We start from the raw sequence: 17,150 nt of genomic DNA on the forward strand, positions 1-17,150 counted from the left end.
GCGGGGTGTGCGGCGTGCCTGGTGGCCGTCCTCTTGGGGGTCTGCCGACCGTACGGGGGCGGTCAAGAGCCACACCAGAGGACGGTTCATCCATCTTTCGCGTCGGGTGTGTGCGATTCATCCATCACTCGTCGTCCGGCGTGGCGTCCTCCGGTTCGGTGTCCGGCCCCTGCGCCCGTACCCGCTGGACCTGTTCGAGGGACTCCCGCAGCTCGGTCAGCCAGTCGTCCGTGTGGCGCTGGACCAAGCGCACGCACCAGGCGAGGGCGTCGCTGCGGCTGCGGGCGACGCCGCCCGCGATCAGGGTGTCGAGGACCTGCCGCTCGGGCTGGCGCAGCCTGGTCATGACCGGTGCGGCGATGTGCGTGAACATCGCGCGCTCCCCGCCGCACTCCACGCCCCAGGAAACCTTGCGGCGGAACCGGTGCTCCGCCTCCTGGGCCACCTCGATCCGGGCCTCCCGGGTGCGCTCCCGGAACTCCTCGATCCGCGCCTTGAGCGCGGCCCCCCGCTCGGCGGCCGAGGCGTCCTCGGCGAGCCGGGGTTCCGGGATGCGGCCGATCACCGTGATCTCCTCGCGGTCCACCGTGAACTCGGTGACCTCCTCGAAGAGGTCGTCGGGCAGCCGGCCGGCGAACCAGCCGCGCAGTTTCTCGTGCTGCTCTGTCGTAATCATGTAATGACGATTACTCCGTACGTCCATGAACGCAAGGGGTGCGGGGGAGTCCGCCGAGAGCTCAGCCGAGAGCTCAACCGGAATGTTTCAGGCCTATTAACGAAGCGGTGGGAACCGGCCAGTTGGCTGCTTCGAGCGATCAAGAACCGCTCAACTCCGGGGTTCGACCGGTCGGATTCCGTGACTTCACGCCACTGATTCAACACGCAATGTTACTGAAACGCGTGGGGTCGAGGTGTGTTTCCGTCGCCGACTCGGCAGACTCGCGCTCGCCGGTCCGGCACCAACCCGAACGGTCCGGCACACCCTCGAATCCAGCGGAAGGATGCACACAATGCGGAACACCGCGCGCTGGGCAGCGACCCTGACCCTCACGGCCACCGCCGTCTGCGTACCGCTCACCGGCACCGCCCTCGCCACCCCGGCCCCCGCGCCGGCCTCCCTCTACGCCCCGTCGGCCCTGGTGCTCACCACCGGCCACGGCGAGAGCGCCGCCACCACCGCGCCGCAGCGCGCGGTCACCCTCAACTGCGCCCCGACGCCCTCCGGCACCCACCCGGCCGCGGCCCTGGCCTGCGCCGAACTCCGGGCCGCCGGCGGCCTCGACGCCCTGGCGCCCAGAACCGATGTGCTGTGTACGAAGGAGTACGACCCCGTCGTCGTCACGGTCGACGGCGTCTGGCAGGGCAAGCGCGTCTCCTTCGAACGGACCTTCGCCAACGAGTGCGTGAAGACCTCCTACGGGACCAGCGTCTTCACGTTCTGAGGGCCGGGATCGCACGGTCCCCCGTGCACATCCAGCGGCTCGCGGATGGGGAGTGCGAGGCCCTGTCGCGGGGTCACCGGCGATCTCGCACCGGGGGTCGGTCGGGCGGAGTGGGGCCGCCCGCCGACCCCTGGGATCACTCCCGCCCCTCCCCGGGAACATCGGGGAGGGGCGGAAACCGTCCCAGCAGTCCCGCGCCCATGAGCAGTCGGTGGATGCGCGGCTGGTCGGAGACGAGGCGCAGCCGGCCGCCGCGCTCAGTGGCCCGGGCGGCGGCCCGGCACAGCACGCGCAGACCCGAGCAGTCGAAGAACTCCACGCGCCGCAGGTCGACCAGGACGTCCGGCTCCCCCCGTGCGGTCGCCGCGTCCAAGTGCTCGGTGAGCGACTCGGCGGTCGCCAGGTCGATCTCGCCCGAGACCTCGACCACGGTGAACCGGCCGCAGGCCCGGGTGCGGGCGTGGGCGTTCGCCGCGGGAGTCTCGCAAGCACGGTCGTCCGCGTCGGGGGTCATGTCCGCTCCACCTCGACAAGGGGCGCATTCGATCTCGGTAGTTACCCCGATGCGATGGCGAACATCCCTGACGCGCCGCGCGTAAGATCTGGTTCACTCGACCTGGTGAATTGCAATGAAATTGCTTGACTTCCCGCTCAGTTGGTCGCGGTTGCGATGCGCAGTGGTACCGGATCCGGGGCGGCGGGGGAGTCGTCGAGCCGGTTGATCCCGGCCCACCAGGAGGCTCCGTCCTCGATGTGGCGCAGCAGGATTCCCTCGCGGATCGCCCACGGGCAGATGTCCACCGTCTTGAGGCCGGTCAGCTTCAGCGCGGTGTGGCCGACCACCGCACCGGCCAGGCTCTGCGCGGCGCGCGGGGCGGAGATCCCGGGGAGCAGAGCGCGTTCGGCGACGGGCAGCGCGGCCAGCCGGTCGACGGCAGTCCGCAGGTCGGCGCGGCGCAACTGCCGTCCGACGAACGGGCCGTGCCGCCCGGGTGCCGCCCCGCACAGCCGCCCCAGCTGCTGGAACGTACGCGAGGTGAGCACCGCGGTGCGCGGCCCCTCCCAGCGGATCCGCGCCGCCACGTCCCGCAGCTGATGCCGCACCTTGCGGCGCAGTGCCCTCAGCTGCTCCGGCGCCGGCGGATCCTCCGCCGGGAAGAACTCGTGTGTCAGCCGGCCCGCACCCAGCGGCAGCGAGGCCACGAACTCCGGCAACCGGCCCCGCCCGAAGGCCACTTCGAGGGAACCGCCGCCGATGTCCAGCAGGGCCAGCGGACCCGACTGCCACCCCAGCCAGCGGCGCGCCCCGAGGAAGGTGAGCTCGGCCTCCAGCTCGCCCAGCAGAGTGCACAGCGGGACCCCGGTGCGCGAGCGGACGGTCCGCAGGACCTCCAGGCGGTTCGGGGCGGCCCGCACCACGGCGGTCGCGAAGGCCAGCGGGGATGCCGCGCCCCAACGGGCCGCGGTGCGGCTCGCCTCGGCGACCGCCGCGACCAGTCGCTCCACGGCCTCCTCGGGGATGGCGGTCCCCGGCTTCACCTGCTCCGACAGCCGCAGCCGCCACTTCTCGGTGTGCACCGGCAGCGGCACCCCGCCCGCCGCATCCGCCACCACCAGCCGGACCGTGTTCGACCCCACATCCACCACGCTGATTCGCATGGGCCCGTGAGTACCCAGTTCGGTGCCGTTCGAAAAGCCCGTCAGTCCCCGCGCCAGGGCCTGGACCGCGGCCACCACCCGGGCACCGACTGCCGGTAGCGGACATAGTCGGCGCCGAACCGGCGTACCAGCCCGGGCTCTTCGTACCAGCGCACGAAGGCCCACATCACCGGCAGGGCGCAGGCGCAGTACCCGAACACCACCGGGCGGGCCAGCAGCAGGGCCTGGCCGCACAGGACCGCGGACACGGCGAGGTAGATCGGATTGCGCACGTACCGGTATGGCCCGGTCACCACCAGCCGCACCGGAGGCGCGATCGGCGCCGGAGTGCCGAGCCCCTCGAGGGCGAACCGGCCGAACGCCACCAGGATCACGGCGGCGCCGGCCACCAGCGGCACCAGACCCAGCAGCCGCACCGGCAGCCACCAGTCACCGGCCCGCCACCCCGTCAGCCACCACGGCACCAGTACGGCCGCGCTGCCGGACACGAGAACGAGGAACACGGCGCTGCCCAGCGCCGCCGACGCCCTGCGCACATCCCCACCATGCCAGCGAAGAGGGGCCGCCGTCTCCCTGCAGACGGCGGCCCCTCGGTCCGTGCGGCTCAGTCGGGGGTGATCACATGTGGACGACCGGTGCGGCGTCCGCGTCCTGCTCGGGCACCCCGCGGCGGAAGAGCAGGAAGGCGATCAGCGCGCCCGCGGCGAACATGCCCGCCGACCACCAGAAGGCGGTGGTGTAGCTCTCGATCGTCGCCTGGGCCTGCACCAGCTTGCTGGTCGCGTCCTTGCCGGCCAGGTAGTCGGTCGCGGCGCTCGCGGCCAGGGTGTTCAGCAGCGCCGTACCGATCGAACCGCCCACCTGCTGCATGGCGTTGACCGTGGCGGAGGCGACACCCGCGTCCTCGGCCGCCACCCCGCCGGTGGCCAGCTGCATGGCCGCCGGCATCACGAGGCCGAGGCCGACACCGGTGATGATCAGCTGCGGCAGTACCGCGCTGACGTAGCTGGACCCGGTGCCGATCCCGGTCAGCCAGGCCATGCCGACCGCGGCCACCGCGAAGCCGAGCGGGACGGCCACCTTCGGGCCGATGCGCGGCAGCAGGACCGTGGTGCCGACCTGCGCCGCCACCATCAGGGCGCCGACCATCGGCAGGAACGCCACGCCGGTCTTGGTCGGGCTGAAACCGAGGTTGAGCTGGAGGTAGTAGGTGAGGAAGAGGAACACGCCGAACATGCCGCCGGCGGAGATCATCACCGTCAGGAACGAGGCCGCCCGGTTGCGGTCGAGCAGGATGCGCAGCGGCAGGAGCGGGTGCTTGGCCTTCGTCTGCCACCAGGCGAAGGCGGCCAGGAGCAGCACACCCGCGATCAGGAAGCCCCAGGTGAGTCCCGAACTCCAGTCGTGCGTCTCGGCGTTGGAGAAGCCGTAGACCAGGGCGAACAGACCGGACGCGACCAGCACCGTGCCCGGCACGTCCAGCTTGGCGCTGGTGTCGTCGCGGTGGTTGGTCAGCAGCAGCCAGCCGCCCACGAAGGCGACGACGGCGATCAGCACGTTCACGTACAGCGTCCAGCGCCAGTCGAAGGCGTCGGTGAGCAGACCGCCGAGCAGCAGGCCCACCGCACCGCCCGCGCCGGCGATGGCGCCGTACACACTGAACGCCCGCGCGCGTTCCTTGGCGTCGGTGAACGTGGTGTTGAGCAGCGACAGCGCGGCCGGCGCGAGCAGCGCGCCGAAGGCACCCTGCAGGGCCCGCGCGGTGACCAGCATCCCGAAGCCGCCTGCGGCACCGCCCAGTGCGGATACGGCGGCGAAGCCGACGACTCCGACGAGGAAGGCCGTCTTGCGGCCGAACAGGTCGGCGATCCGGCCGCCGAGCAGCAGCAGGGAGGCGAACGACAGGGCGTAGGCGGTGACGATCCACTGCCGGTTGCCGTCGGAGAAGCCGAGGTCGGCCTGGGCCGAGGGGAGGGCGATGTTCACGATGGTGGCGTCCAGCACCACCATCAGCTGCGCGAGGGCGATGACCGCAAGGATCCACCAGCGCTTCGACGAGGACGAGGCGGGCGCCTCGACGGCACCTGTGGAGGTGTCGTCCGTGAGGGTCTTCTGGGACATGGGAGAACCACTCCAGGGAAGTCGTTCGGGGTTGCTGAGAGTGCCGAAGCCAAGAACGAAACGGTTTCGTACAGCAAGCAGCCTAGACCCTTCCTGAGCGAAACGGCAACGTTTCGCTGCATGTGGCCTCCATCTCTTATTCCTTGACGGGAATATAACTACCGAGGCATATTGAAGCCATGTCCGACGCCTCGCTCTGGACCGCACTCGCCGATCCCCACCGGCGGGCCATCGTCGCGCTGCTCCTGGAGCGGCCGCGGCCCGTCGGGGAGATCGTGGAGGCGTGCGGTCTGAGCCAGCCGAGCACCTCGAAGCACCTGAAGGTGCTGCGGGAGGCCGGTCTGGTCCGGGTCCGGCAGGACGCGCAGCGCCGCGTCTACGCCCTCGATCCAGGCCCGATCGCCGAGCTCGACGCCTGGCTCGCGCCGTACCGCGCACTGTGGAACCGCAGCCTGGACAAGCTGGGCCGCCGCCTCGACGAGACGGCGCCGGACGATCCCGAGGAACCCGCCCCGAAGGACTGATCCACCATGGCCGCTGACCTCACCGGCACCTATCTGACCCTGGACGACGGCCGCCCGGCCGTCCGCTTCAGCCGTACCTACGACCATCCCGTCGAGCGCGTCTGGCAGTTCGTGACCGACGCCGAGGAGCTCGCCCAGTGGTTCCCGTCCCGCGCCGAGATCGACCCGCGCCCCGGCGGCACGATCACCTTCAGCGGCGACCCGAACATGCCGGAGTCGACGGGCCGGGTGCTCGCCCTCGACGAGCCGCGCCACATCTCCTTCGAGTGGGGCGGCGACGAACTCCGCTTCGACCTGGAGGCACTGGACGAGAAGCGCACCCGCTTCACGCTCACCAACGTCCTCCAGGCCGCCGACACCGCCTCGCGCAACGGCGCCGGCTGGGAGGTGTGCCTGGCGGCACTCGACGCGAAGGCGCGGGGCGAGCGTTTCGAGGGGCCGCATGCCGGGGCGAGCGCGCCCTGGAAGGAGTTCTACGCCGGATACGTCGACGCCGGCGTGCCCTCCGGTGCCCCCGTCCCCGGCCTGGACTGACCTTTCACGCCAGCTGCCTGCGCACCAGCTCGTGCAGCCGCCCGCCCGTGTCCGCGAGCAGCTGCGCGGGCGGGCCCTGCTGGGCCACCTTGCCGTCCTCCATGACGATGACGCGGTCGGCGTCCAGGACCGTCGACAGCCGGTGGGCGATGACGACGCGGGTGGCGTTGAGGGCCTTGGTGGACTCGATGACCACGCGCTGCGTCTCGTTGTCGAGGGCGCTGGTCGCCTCGTCGAAGAACAGGATCCGGGGGCGCCGGATCAACGCCTGCGCGATCATCAGGCGTTGCCGCTGGCCGCCGGAGACGGCACCGCTGCCCGAGACGATCGTGTGCAGACCCATCGGCATCCGCTTGATGTCCTCCGCGAGCCCCGCCATCTCGGCCGCCGCCATCGCCTCCTCCGGCGTGTAGGGCTCGGTGCCGCAGATGACGTCCAGGATGGAGCCGGTGAACGGCTGCGCGTGCTGGAGCACCACACCGCACTGCCGGCGCACCGCCGACTGGTCGAGGGCGCCCAGGTCCTGGCCGTCGTACAGGACGCTCCCGGAGACCGGCTTGTCGAAGCCGATCAGCAGCCTCAGCAGCGTCGACTTGCCGCAGCCGCTCGGCCCGACGATCGCCACGAACTCGCCCGCACGGATGTCGAAGGACACGTCGTCGAGGACGAGCGGGCCGTCGTCCGCGTACCGGAAGGACAGCCGGCGCGACTCGATCGCACCCGTCAGCGGGCCGGGCCGGGTGCTCGCCGTGCGCACCTCCGGCGTGGCCTCGAGGACCGGCTTGATCTCCTCGAACAGCGGCAGCGCGGCCACCACCGACACGAAGGCGCCGGTCAGCTGGGTGACCGAGGTCAGCAGCATCGTCACCGAGGTGTTGAAGGTGAGGAACGCGGCCGCCGACATCGAACCGCGCGCCGGACCCGCGAGCAGCATGAACATCAACAGGGTGCACAGCGGCAGATAGACCGCGCCCATCACCGTGGTGAGGTTCTTGATGCGGCCGACCTTCTGCTGGAGTTCCCGGCTGCGCGCGAACTCCGAGGCCCAGGCCGCGTACGCGTAGTTCTCGGCCGCCGCCACCCGTAGCTTCGGCAGACCGCGCAGGGTCTGGAAGGCCTGGTTGTTGAGCTTGTTGCTCAGCACGACCAGCTTGCGCTGCCAGCGCACCTGCCACAGACCCAGCCCGAGGAAGGCACCCGCGATGACGACGAGCATGCCGATCGCCGCCAGCGCCATCGAGGGGCTGTACCAGAACAGCAGCCCCAGGTTCATCGCGCCGACGGTCACCGACTGGGCGACGACGGGCCCGAGTCCCGCCATCATGCGCCGGATCGCGCTGATGCCCATCGCCGCACTCGCCAGCTCACCGGTCGAGCGCTCGGTGAAGAACTTCGTCGGAAGCCTCAACAGCCGGTCCCAGACGGCCGGTTGAAGGGTGGACTCGATACGGCCTTCCAGGCGCAGCATGGTGAGGTTCTCAAGGAGCATGAAGGCCGCCGCCACCACGCTGGTCACCATCACCGCCAGACAGACCTGCACGATCAGATGCGTCTGGGCCTTGGGCACGAACTCGCCGAGAACCTTGCCGGTCGCGATCGGCACCAGCGCACCGATCGCCACTGTCACCAGCCCGCCGGCCAACAGGTTGCGCAGGTCGCTGCCGGTGCCCTGCATGCTGAACCGCAGCAGCCGCAGCGGGCTCAACGTCCGCTCCGGCAGCGGGCGGTAGAACATCACCGCACGCGGCTCGAACTCCTCCGCGTTCGCCTTCTCGATCGGCGTCTCGCGCCCGGTCGCCGGATGCACGGCCACATATCCGCCGCGCCGCCACAGCAGCGCGACCGGCGCACCCGACAGCGCCCGGTGCCCGACCAGCGGCCCGACGTTGTCCCGCCACCAACGGCCGTCCAGGCGTACGGCCCTGGTGCGCACCCGGGAGGCGATGGCCACCTGCTCCACCGGGTCGAGCCGGTCGCTGCCGGTCCCGTTCTGCGCGTGCTCGGCGAGCTGGATCCCGGCCGCCTCGGCGACCAGCTTGCACGCCGCGTACGTGGCGTCCGCGTCGGCGGCCGTCGCGCGCTTCGCCGAGGACTTGCCGATGGAGGCCAGCAGCGTCCGGTCGGCCTGGGCGCGGACCGCCTCACCGGCCTTGATCCCGGCGGCCGTTCGCGTCTCGTGCGTCCGCTCCAGCTGCTCGATCCAGCGGTCCAGCGTGGTGAGCAGCCGGTACTGCTGGTCGACCATGCTCTGCCAGACCGCCGGGTCCATCAGCAGATCGGCGGCGGCTTCGGCGCCGTAGAGCGAGCCGTACTGCACACTCCCCGGCGGCACCTGCATCCAGAAGACGTCGTCGTCCGTGACCTCCGCGGCCGACCCCTGGGTCGCCATCGGCGCCTGGAAGAGGACGGACAGACTACGGCCGACGCCGAGGGCGAGGGCGTATTCGAGGGGGCTGGTGGTCGGCGGGACGTACTGGGCGTTGCCGTACTCGTCGTAGGACCAGGTCTGCGTGTCGGCCGTCTGGTACAGCTCGCGCAGGCCGATGCGGTGGACCACGCAGTCGCGCAACGGGCGTGCGACCAGGGTGTGCTGAGGTCCCGGCACCGGGCCGAGGATCAGCGAGCCCGCCTCCAGGCGGCCGAGGTGGTGCCAGTGGCCCTGCTGCACGGCGTCCACCGCGAACAGGTCGAGGTTGCCCGCCGCGACCAGCCACAGCACCTGCGGGCCCTCCAGGTCGAGCCGGGTCAGGCCGGAGCAGTCGACGTAGCTGCCCATGGAGCCGAGGGCGCCCAGGACCAGGTCGCCTTCGTGTGCGGTCGTCATCTCATCGCTCCCTGACCAGCGCCGCGTACGCGCCACCGTGCGCCAGCAGCTCCTCGTGCCGCCCGCGCTCCACGATCGTGCCGTGCTGGAGTACGACGATCTCGTCGCTGTCGCGCACGGTGCTGAGCCGGTGCGCGATCACCACACAGGCGCAGCCTCGCCTGCGCAGGTTGTCCATCACGACCTGCTCGGTCTCCGCGTCCAGCGCGCTGGTGACCTCGTCGAGGACCAGGATGCTGGGCCGGCGGACCAACGCCCGGGCGATCTCCAGCCGTTGGCGCTGCCCGCCGGAGAAGTTGCGGCCGTCCTGCTCGACCCTGCTCTGGATGCCGCCGGGCCGGCGCATCACCACGTCGTAGAGGGCCGCGTCCCGCAGTGCGTCCACGACGGCGTCGTCGGGGATGGACGGGTCCCACAGCGCCACGTTGTCGCGCACCGAGCCCTCGAAGAGGAAGACTTCCTGGTCCACGAAGGAGACCGAGGCGGCGAGCGTGCCGCGCGGGATGTCGTCCAGGCGCTGCCCGTCGATGCGGATCACGCCTTCCCAGGGGGAGTAGAGGCCTGAGATGAGCCTGGAGACGGTCGACTTGCCGCTGCCCGAGCCGCCGACCAGCGCCACCTGCTGGCCCGGGCCGACGGTGAGGTCGAAGCCGGTCAACAGGGGCTTGTCGAGCGGGTTGTAGCCGAAGGAGATGTTCTGAAGCTCGACGTGACCGTGCAGGCGGCGCGTGGAGTCGCCGGCGCCGGGGCGGCCGTAGAGCGGGTCGGCCTGGAAGTTCTCGACGTCCTTGAGGCGGGCGACGTCGGCGGCGAAGTCCTGGATGCGGCCCGCGACGCCGTTGAGGCGGGTGATCGGTGCGGTGAAGCGCGTGACCAGGGACTGGAAGGCGACCAGCAGGCCGACCGAGATACCGCCCTCGACCGCGCGCATGCCGCCGATCCAGAGGATCACCGCGCTGTTCAGCGAGGCCAGCGTCGGCGCGACCACACCGAGCCAGGCGCTCGGTACTCCGAGCCGCTGCTGCTCCTCCAGGGTGGTGGCGTGCTGCCCGGCCCACTTGCGGAAGTAGCCGTCCTCGCCGCCGGTCGCCTTCATCGTCTCGATCAACTGCAGGCCGGTGTAGGCGGTGTTGGTGAGCCGGGCGCTGTCGGCGCGCAGCTTCGCCGTCCGGGTCGCGCGCAGCCGGATGACGACGCGCATGGCGACGATGTTGAGGAGCGCGACGCCGATGCCGACGAAGGTCAGCTGCGGGTCGTACGTGTAGAGCAGGACCGCGTAGAGCACGACCACCACGGCGTCCACGCCCGCCGCGGCGAGGTCGCGGGCCAGCGTCTCGGCCACCTGGTCGTTCGACTGGAGGCGCTGGACCAGGTCGGCCGGGCTGCGCTGGGAGAAGAACGTCACCGGCAGCCGCAGCAGATGGCGCAGGAAGCGGGCGCTGGAGAGGGTGGAGGAGATGATGCGGCCGCGCAGCAGGTTGGTCTGCTGGAGCCAGGTCAGCAGGACCGTGAGCAGGACGCAGGCGCCCATCGACGAGAACAGCACGGTCAGCAGCGAGGTCTGGCCGCCGATCAGGAACATGTCGATGTAGGTGCGGCTGAGCGCCGGCACCGCCGCGCCGACCAGCACGAGCAGCAGGCTCGCGAGGACCGCGGCCGGCATGGTGCCGGCGGTGCCCCGCAGCCGGGCCGGCATCGCGCCCAGGACACCGGGCTTGCGGCCTCCCTTGGTGAAACCGTCACCCGGCTCCATCACCAGGACGACACCGGTGAAGCTGCCGTCGAAGTCCTCCATGGGGACGAAACGGCGGCCCTTGCCGGGGTCGTTGATGTACACCCCGCGGCGGCCGAAGCGGCGCCCCATGCCGTCGTAGACGACGTAGTGGTTGAACTCCCAGAACAGCACGGCCGGCGTCTTCACCTCGGCGAGGGCGGCCGTGTCCATCTGCATGCCCTTGGCCGTCAGGCCGTAACTCCGCGCCGCCTTGAGGAGGTTGCTCGCGCGCGAGCCGTCCCGCGAGACACCGCAGGCGATGCGCAGCTCCTCCAGCGGGACGTGCTTGCCGTAGTGGCCGAGCACCATCGCGAGGGAGGCGGCGCCGCACTCCACGGCCTCCATCTGGAGGACCGTCGGGGTACGGACGGTCTTCGACCTGCCCGTGGGAACCGGGCGCTTCGGCGGAGCGGAGCGGCGTCTGCTCCGGGTCTCCTGTGCGGTGCTCACGGCAGCAGCCAATCGACGGGACGCTGGTCGGCCAGCCGGATCGAACCCGAGGCCGTGGTCATGGAGGTGAGGACGAACGGCGGCCCGTCCTTGGACGACCACTGGTAACCGCTCTTGGTGCCCGGCGACTTGTCCAGCTTCACCAGTACGGCCACCGGGCGGCCCTTCTTGGTGAACTGCTCGCCCAGCTGGCTGTCCCCGAGGAACGCGGCGATCTGCTGGGCCGACTGCGCCGAGCGGTCCACCGACTTCACATGGCCGCGCAGCACGCCGTACTCCTGGGTCGGTACGGAGGAGACGGTGAGGTCGACCGTCGCGTCCGCGGGGATGGAGGCCGCGTTCTCGGCGGGGACGTAGACCGTCGCGTACAGCGGGTCGGAGGCCTTGGCGACCTTCTCGACCGCGGCGACGTTCGCGCCGGTCTGGATGATCTGGCCGATGGTGGCGGCGAGTCCGGTGATCCGGCCCGCGGCGACCGTACGGACGACGGTGTCGCCCTGGGCCGTCTTGACCTTCAGGACGGGGGAGTCGGCCGGCAGCCGCTCGCCCTGTTCGGCGAGGACCGCGGTGACCTGGCCGGCGACCGGGCTCTGCAGGATGTAACTGCCCTCGCCGTGCGTGAGGATGGCGGGCGCGCTGACCGTGGAGGCCACCGAACCGGTCACCGCCCACACGGACGCGGCGGCGACCGCGACCACCGTCACGGAGAGGACCAGCCAGCCCTGGGGGCGGGCGAAGCGCACCGGAAGGTCGAGCTCCTCCGGCGACTGGAGCTTGGCGAGGGCCTGTTGGCGGAACTGCACGGAACTTCCCTCACCTGAAAACGAGAGAGGACCGGCTCGCGCGAGCCGGCTGGTTTATGACAACCGCAAGCCCCGGAACCGCTGTACGGCTCCGGGACCCGACGATCACAAAAGGTGCGATCAGAGACCGGCGACCAGGTTGGTGACCGGGGCGGTGTTCAGACCGGTGACACCCTCGACGGTGCCGACGACCGTGTCGACCAGTCCGGAAACCGGGGCGACGCCGTCCACCAGGCCGGTGACGGTGCCGAGGGCGTTCACGGCCAGGCCGCCGGAGACGTTGTCGAGCTCGGCGTCGGAGATCTCGACGGTCGCAACCTGGGGGGTGGAGTTCATGATGGAACTTCCCTTCATATGGATATTCACAAGGGGGAGCGGCCCCCTCTGGGGACAGAGCGACGGCCGCGACCGCGAGCGCCGGGCGCCCGTTGCCGGGAACCCTTCGCGGCCCCCGCGGTGCGATGGATCAAAGCACGGTGCAGCCGGGCGCTTCCAATCAACCAGCCGTCTCACCAGGCAACTTGAGTCCCAGAGGCCCCGATCCGTGCAGGTCCCGTCACGCCCCGATGGCGAGTTCTTCACATGCGTCACGGCATCGGCTCGTCCGGCCCCTTGCTGATCGCTCGGCGAATCAGACACTCCGCCCCTATGGCGTTATGGCCGTCGCGGGCTTGTGCAGAACCTCCGTGCGCGGTGACTTCGTTGGGTATTCAATGTGCAGATTCTCTGGAGCTTCGTTTCGGCTCCGGGTTCGGAACGGACCGTTGTCGACCGACTGCGGACCGTGTCAGCCCAGAAGGGCGTAGACGGTGCTTGCCCGGGCGGCCAGTTCGCCCGTCGACTCGGCGGTCATGGTGATGTCGGCGAACGCCATCCGGCGGCCCAGCTTGGTGAGCACCGCCTCGATCAGGACATCCGAGCCCGTCACCGCGCGCTGGAACGACGTCGACTGCTGAACCGTCGTCATGGGTCCGAAGGCCCCGCGCGCGGCCGACACCGCGATCACGGTGGCGGTGTCCGCGGCGGCCATCAGTGCCTGTCCCGACAGCCCGCCGCCCTCCCTCGACAGCCGGTCCGACCAGGGCAGACGCAGCGTGGCGCGGTCGTCGCCCAACTCCTCGACGGTCAGGCCCAGATCGAGCACCCAAGGGGCGAAGTTGGCGGAGAGGATCTTGTCGGCTTCGGCGGTGGTCATCGTCATATGGGGGATTCTTCCCGGCGCCCGTCGGTAAGTCGCGGGTCATGGCCGATTCGGCGTCGTGCAAAGCGAGTTGGCAAACGGAATTGAACGCACCACGCGACCCCTGCGTACCTACAGCCATCCAGGCGCCCGAACAGAACCGCTGCCGAACGGCGGCACACAGACTCCGGTCCCCCAGGAGGTCGAGAAGTTTGAGTCACAAGCGAATTCCGAAGCGCAAGGCCGCGATCGCGGTAGGCAGCGTCGTGGCGCTCGGCGCAGCCGCAATCCTGCTGCCGAACGCCAACGCCTCGCAGGACGGTTCGTCGACGGACGCCGCCCCCAAGACCCTGAAGGCGAACGACGCCTCGGATCTCGCCGCGCAGCTTCAGGACCTGCTCGGCCAGGCCTTCGCCGGTTCCTACTACGACTCCGGCACCCAGCAGCTCGTCGTCAACGTCATATCCGGCGACAACAACAACGTCGTCGTGCAGGCGGAGAAGGCCGGCGCGAAGGTCCGCGAGGTCAAGAACAGCCTCGCCACCCTGCAGGCCGGGGCGAAGACCCTGGCGGCGGACGCGACCATCCCGGGCACCGCCTGGGCCCTCGACCCGAAGACGAACAAGATCCAGGTTACCGCCGACTCCACGGTGACCGGCTCCAACTGGGACAGACTGACGTCGACCGTCAAGAGCCTCGGCTCGGACGTGGCGGCCGTCAAGAAGTCCTCCGGCACCTTCAAGACCCTGGTCTCGGGCGGCGACGCCATCTTCTCCCAGGTGCAGGACGGCACGGTCCGCTGCTCCCTCGGCTTCAACGTCACCGCGAGCGACGGCACCCCGGCCTTCCTGACGGCCGGACACTGCGGTGTCGCCGCCAAGGACTGGTCCGACTCCGAGAACGGCGAGCCCATCGCCACCGTCGACCAGGCCACCTTCCCCGGCGACGGCGACTTCTCCCTGGTCAAGTACAACGACCCGGCCACCCAGGCGCCGAGCGAGGTCAACGTCGGCGGCGGCCAGACCGTCCAGATCACCGGGGCCGCGGACGCCACCGTCGGCGAGCAGGTCTTCCGGATGGGCAGCACCACCGGTCTGCACGACGGCACGGTCACCGGTCTCGACGCCACCGTCAACTTCCAGAGCGAGACCGACCCCAACGGCGTCGACACCGTCACCGGTCTCATCCAGACCGACGTCTGCGCCGAGGCCGGCGACAGCGGTGGCTCCCTGTTCACGCAGGACGGCAGCGCGGTCGGCATGACCTCCGGCGGCAGCGGCGACTGCACCAGCGGCGGCGAGACCTTCTTCCAGCCGGTGACCACGGCCCTCACGGCCACGGGCGCCACGCTGGGCGACGGCGCCGCGGGCGCGGGTGCCGGCGACGACGGTGCCGGTACGGCCGACCCGTCCGCCTCGGCGACCGACGGCGCCGGTGACCAGGCCGGCGGCGACGCGGTCGGCGGCGGCGACGAGGGCGCGGCCACGGCCGACCCGTCCGCCACGGCGGGCGACGACCAGTCGGGCACGGGCGTCGGTGACCAGTCCGGTGCGGGCGACGAGTCCGGGACCGGTGCGGACGACGGTTCGTCCCTCACCCAGACCCACTGATCGGCAGAGCCTGCGGTTCCGGTCGACAGTGGACGGTCCGGCCCTCCGGCGGGAGGGCCGGACCGTCGTCGCGTCCGGCCGGGCTACCTGGCCCTGAGCAGCAACAGGGCCACGTCGTCGATCCGCTCCTGGGTGCCCGCGCCGTCCCTGATCAGACGGTCGGCCAGCTCGTCCAGGGGCAGCTCCCCGGCCTCGCCCAGCCGTTCCCCGAGCTCCGCCAGCGCGTCCTCGATGTCGACGCCGGGCGACTCGATCAGCCCGTCGGTGTACAGGGCGAGCACGGAGCCGGGGGCGAGATCCACCTCCGTCGTCGGATAGCCGGCCAGGCCGTCGATGCCGAGCAGCGGCCCCCGGCCAGGTCGAGCACCCGCACCTTCCCGTCCGGGCGGCGCAGCAGCGGCGGCGGATGACCGGCCCGGGCCATCACGGCCCGCCCGCGCGCCGGATCCAGCCGCAGATAAAGGCAGCTGGCGAACAGGTCGACACCCAGGTCGATCAGCAGCCGGTTGGTGCTGCGCATGACCTCCTCCGGCGGCTGCCCGACGGTCGTGTACGCCCGTACCGCCGTACGTATCTGCCCCATCAGCCCGGCGGCCGTCACGTTGTGACCCTGCACGTCCCCGATCACGGCCGCAGCCATGCCCTGGGTGGGCACCAGGTCGTAGAAGTCGCCGCCGATGTCCATGCCCTGGGTGGCGGGCAGATAGCGGGAGGCGGACTCGATGCCGGGCAGCCGGGGCAGCGAGTGGGGGAGCAGCGCCGCCTGCAGACCGTGCGCGAGCTGGTGCTTGGCGTCGTACAGCAGGGCGCGCTCCAGGGCCTGCGCGATCAGTCCGCCGATACTGGTGAGCACCGCGCGCTCGTCCGCCGGGAACGGGTGCCGATCGGCGTAGGCGAGCACGCACGTGCCCACCGGTCGCCCGGAGGCGATCAGCGGCAGATACGCCCAGGCCGCGAAGCCGTCCGGGGTGGCGTGCCGGGACGGATACAGCCGCTCCAACTCCTCCCGCGAGTCGAAGAACGCGGGCACCCCGGTGGTCAACGCGTGCGCGCCCGGCGTCGGTTCGGCCAGCGGCAACCCGTCGAACCGCTCCACCACCCGCGGGTCCGGATAGCCCCGGTGCCCCAGCACATGCAGCCGCCCCGCCCGCGACCCCAGTACGACCAGCGCCTGGCTGCCCACGGCCGGCGCGACCTCGTCCGCGACCAGCTGCACCACGTCCTGCACCCCCACCGCCTCGGTGAGCGCCCCCGCCAGGGTCAGCACCTGGGAGATGGTCACCAGCCGGGACGGGGTGTCACCCGGCTGCGGTCCGGCCCGGGCCATCTCCGCCACCGCCCGCGCCCGGGTCACCCGCACACTCAGCCCGGTCGTGTTGGGATACAGCCGGAACGACAGCCAATCGCCGGGCGGCCGCAGCGCCACGAAGGAGGTGGTGTGCTGGCTGATCAGCGCGGCCCGGTAGCGGTCCTCGTACACCGGATCGTTCAGCCACGGCACCGACGCCCACAGCTGCGTGCCGAGCAGCCGGCTGACGGGTACGCCGATCAGCTCGGCCGCCGCCGCGTTCGCGAAGGCGACGCGGCCGTGCAGATCCAGCGAGCACAGCCCGTACGGCAGCCGGGCCACCATCCGCGCCGCCTCCACCGTGCCCAGCGTGCCGGCCACCCCGCCCACCGTGGGCGCGGCGAGCAGATCCGGCTCCGGCAGCAGCGGACGGCTCTCCTCCATGGCGCGCTCCAACCGCAGCGCCAGCCGGTCGCAGGCCGCCGTCAGATGCTCCCGCTCCCGGTCCGACAGCTGCGGGGGATGCGAGCCCGGCCAGGTCACGAAGACCGCGCCGTACGCCGTGGACGCGGTCGCCACCGGCAGCGCGGCCAGCGCGAAGGGATACGGCAGCACCACCGCGATGCGCGGATAGTGCTGGGCCATGTCCTCCTCGCCGCCGACCCAGACCAGGCGCCGGTCGCGCACCGCCTGGGCCACCGGGATCGGCGCGCTCAGCCCGACCCGCTCCCACGGCGCCGCGAAGGCCCGGGGCAGGCCCGCCATCACGGCCATCTCCAGCACCGGTTCCTCGGCCGCCAGCAGGTACACCGCGCCCGAGTGCGCGTGGACCTCGTCCATCATCGAGGCGAGCGCCAGGGACAGCAGCGGCCGCCCCACCCGCGTCCGCGGGGCCACCGGACCCTGCGCGGAGGTACGTCCGTCGGACACGGCGACCACCT

At 71.2% G+C, this 17,150-nt stretch carries 14 protein-coding genes and 1 pseudogene; 4 read left to right on the top strand and 11 right to left on the bottom strand.

Annotation, left to right across the window (positions count from 1 at the left end; translation table 11 throughout):
* Positions 1 to 124: 124 nt before the first annotated feature.
* Complete coding sequence (locus ACQEWB_RS46750) at positions 125 to 676, bottom strand: hypothetical protein (protein ID WP_432842543.1); 552 nt, start codon at positions 674 to 676, stop codon at positions 125 to 127.
* Positions 677 to 1,010: 334 nt separating this feature from the next.
* On the opposite strand from ACQEWB_RS46750, the gene ACQEWB_RS46755 reads away from it, so the two are divergent.
* The gene (locus ACQEWB_RS46755; RefSeq protein ID WP_432842545.1) at positions 1,011 to 1,442 is read left to right on the top strand and encodes a protease inhibitor; all 432 of its coding nucleotides are present in this window, start codon (positions 1,011 to 1,013) and stop codon (positions 1,440 to 1,442) included.
* 136 nt (positions 1,443 to 1,578) lie between these two features.
* On the opposite strand, the gene ACQEWB_RS46760 is transcribed toward ACQEWB_RS46755, so the two are convergent.
* The 4 genes from ACQEWB_RS46760 to ACQEWB_RS46775 all read right to left on the bottom strand — a co-directional run bounded on the left by ACQEWB_RS46760 (position 1,579) and on the right by ACQEWB_RS46775 (position 5,222).
* The gene (locus ACQEWB_RS46760) at positions 1,579 to 1,956 is read right to left on the bottom strand and encodes an STAS domain-containing protein (RefSeq protein WP_432842547.1); all 378 of its coding nucleotides are present in this window, start codon (positions 1,954 to 1,956) and stop codon (positions 1,579 to 1,581) included.
* Between the two features lie 137 nt (positions 1,957 to 2,093).
* On the bottom strand, positions 2,094 to 3,101 hold the full coding sequence (locus ACQEWB_RS46765; RefSeq protein WP_432842549.1) for a Ppx/GppA family phosphatase: 1,008 nt from the start codon (positions 3,099 to 3,101) through the stop codon (positions 2,094 to 2,096).
* A 41-nt stretch (positions 3,102 to 3,142) separates the two neighbouring features.
* Positions 3,143 to 3,637, bottom strand: coding sequence for a methyltransferase family protein (locus ACQEWB_RS46770; RefSeq protein WP_432842551.1), 495 nt, complete (start codon positions 3,635 to 3,637; stop codon positions 3,143 to 3,145).
* Positions 3,638 to 3,719: 82 nt separating this feature from the next.
* Positions 3,720 to 5,222 (bottom strand): MFS transporter, encoded by a 1,503-nt coding sequence (locus tag ACQEWB_RS46775; RefSeq protein WP_432842553.1) that lies wholly within the window; start codon positions 5,220 to 5,222, stop codon positions 3,720 to 3,722.
* Positions 5,223 to 5,401: 179 nt separating this feature from the next.
* Between ACQEWB_RS46775 and ACQEWB_RS46780 the strand changes: the two genes are divergently transcribed.
* On the top strand, positions 5,402 to 5,746 hold the full coding sequence (locus tag ACQEWB_RS46780; protein WP_432842555.1) for an ArsR/SmtB family transcription factor: 345 nt from the start codon (positions 5,402 to 5,404) through the stop codon (positions 5,744 to 5,746).
* 6 nt (positions 5,747 to 5,752) lie between these two features.
* Positions 5,753 to 6,280: an SRPBCC family protein gene (locus ACQEWB_RS46785; RefSeq protein WP_432842557.1), complete on the top strand. Its 528-nt coding sequence runs from the start codon at positions 5,753 to 5,755 to the stop codon at positions 6,278 to 6,280.
* A gap of 4 nt (positions 6,281 to 6,284) precedes the next feature.
* On the opposite strand, the gene ACQEWB_RS46790 is transcribed toward ACQEWB_RS46785, so the two are convergent.
* From ACQEWB_RS46790 to ACQEWB_RS46810, 5 genes are all read right to left on the bottom strand, one after another.
* Positions 6,285 to 9,104 carry an NHLP bacteriocin export ABC transporter permease/ATPase subunit gene (locus tag ACQEWB_RS46790; protein WP_432842559.1) on the bottom strand — a complete coding sequence of 940 codons (2,820 nt, stop codon included), beginning with the start codon at positions 9,102 to 9,104 and terminating at the stop codon, positions 6,285 to 6,287.
* 1 nt (position 9,105) lies between these two features.
* Positions 9,106 to 11,328, bottom strand: a complete 2,223-nt coding sequence (locus tag ACQEWB_RS46795) for an NHLP family bacteriocin export ABC transporter peptidase/permease/ATPase subunit (protein ID WP_432842561.1) — start codon at positions 11,326 to 11,328, stop codon at positions 9,106 to 9,108.
* The gene (locus tag ACQEWB_RS46800) at positions 11,325 to 12,131 is read right to left on the bottom strand and encodes an HlyD family efflux transporter periplasmic adaptor subunit (RefSeq protein ID WP_432842563.1); all 807 of its coding nucleotides are present in this window, start codon (positions 12,129 to 12,131) and stop codon (positions 11,325 to 11,327) included. The genes ACQEWB_RS46795 and ACQEWB_RS46800 overlap by 4 nt, the downstream gene beginning before the upstream one ends.
* 120 nt (positions 12,132 to 12,251) lie before the next feature.
* Entirely contained in the window at positions 12,252 to 12,467 is a 216-nt protein-coding gene (locus ACQEWB_RS46805; RefSeq protein WP_432842565.1) for a type A2 lantipeptide, read from the bottom strand.
* A gap of 451 nt (positions 12,468 to 12,918) precedes the next feature.
* A complete protein-coding gene (locus tag ACQEWB_RS46810; protein WP_432842567.1) occupies positions 12,919 to 13,332 on the bottom strand; it encodes a PaaI family thioesterase in 414 nt (137 codons plus the stop codon).
* Positions 13,333 to 13,523: 191 nt separating this feature from the next.
* Here ACQEWB_RS46810 and ACQEWB_RS46815 point away from each other — a divergent pair, with 191 nt between their 5' ends.
* The gene (locus tag ACQEWB_RS46815; RefSeq protein ID WP_432842569.1) at positions 13,524 to 14,921 is read left to right on the top strand and encodes a S1 family peptidase; all 1,398 of its coding nucleotides are present in this window, start codon (positions 13,524 to 13,526) and stop codon (positions 14,919 to 14,921) included.
* Positions 14,922 to 15,004: 83 nt separating this feature from the next.
* On the opposite strand, the pseudogene ACQEWB_RS46820 reads toward ACQEWB_RS46815, so the two are convergent.
* A pseudogene (locus ACQEWB_RS46820) lies at positions 15,005 to 17,148 on the bottom strand (PP2C family protein-serine/threonine phosphatase).
* Between the last annotated feature and the right edge of the window lie 2 nt (positions 17,149 to 17,150).

The organism is Streptomyces sp. CA-249302, assembly GCF_050936785.1.
GTDB lineage: Bacteria > Actinomycetota > Actinomycetes > Streptomycetales > Streptomycetaceae > Streptomyces.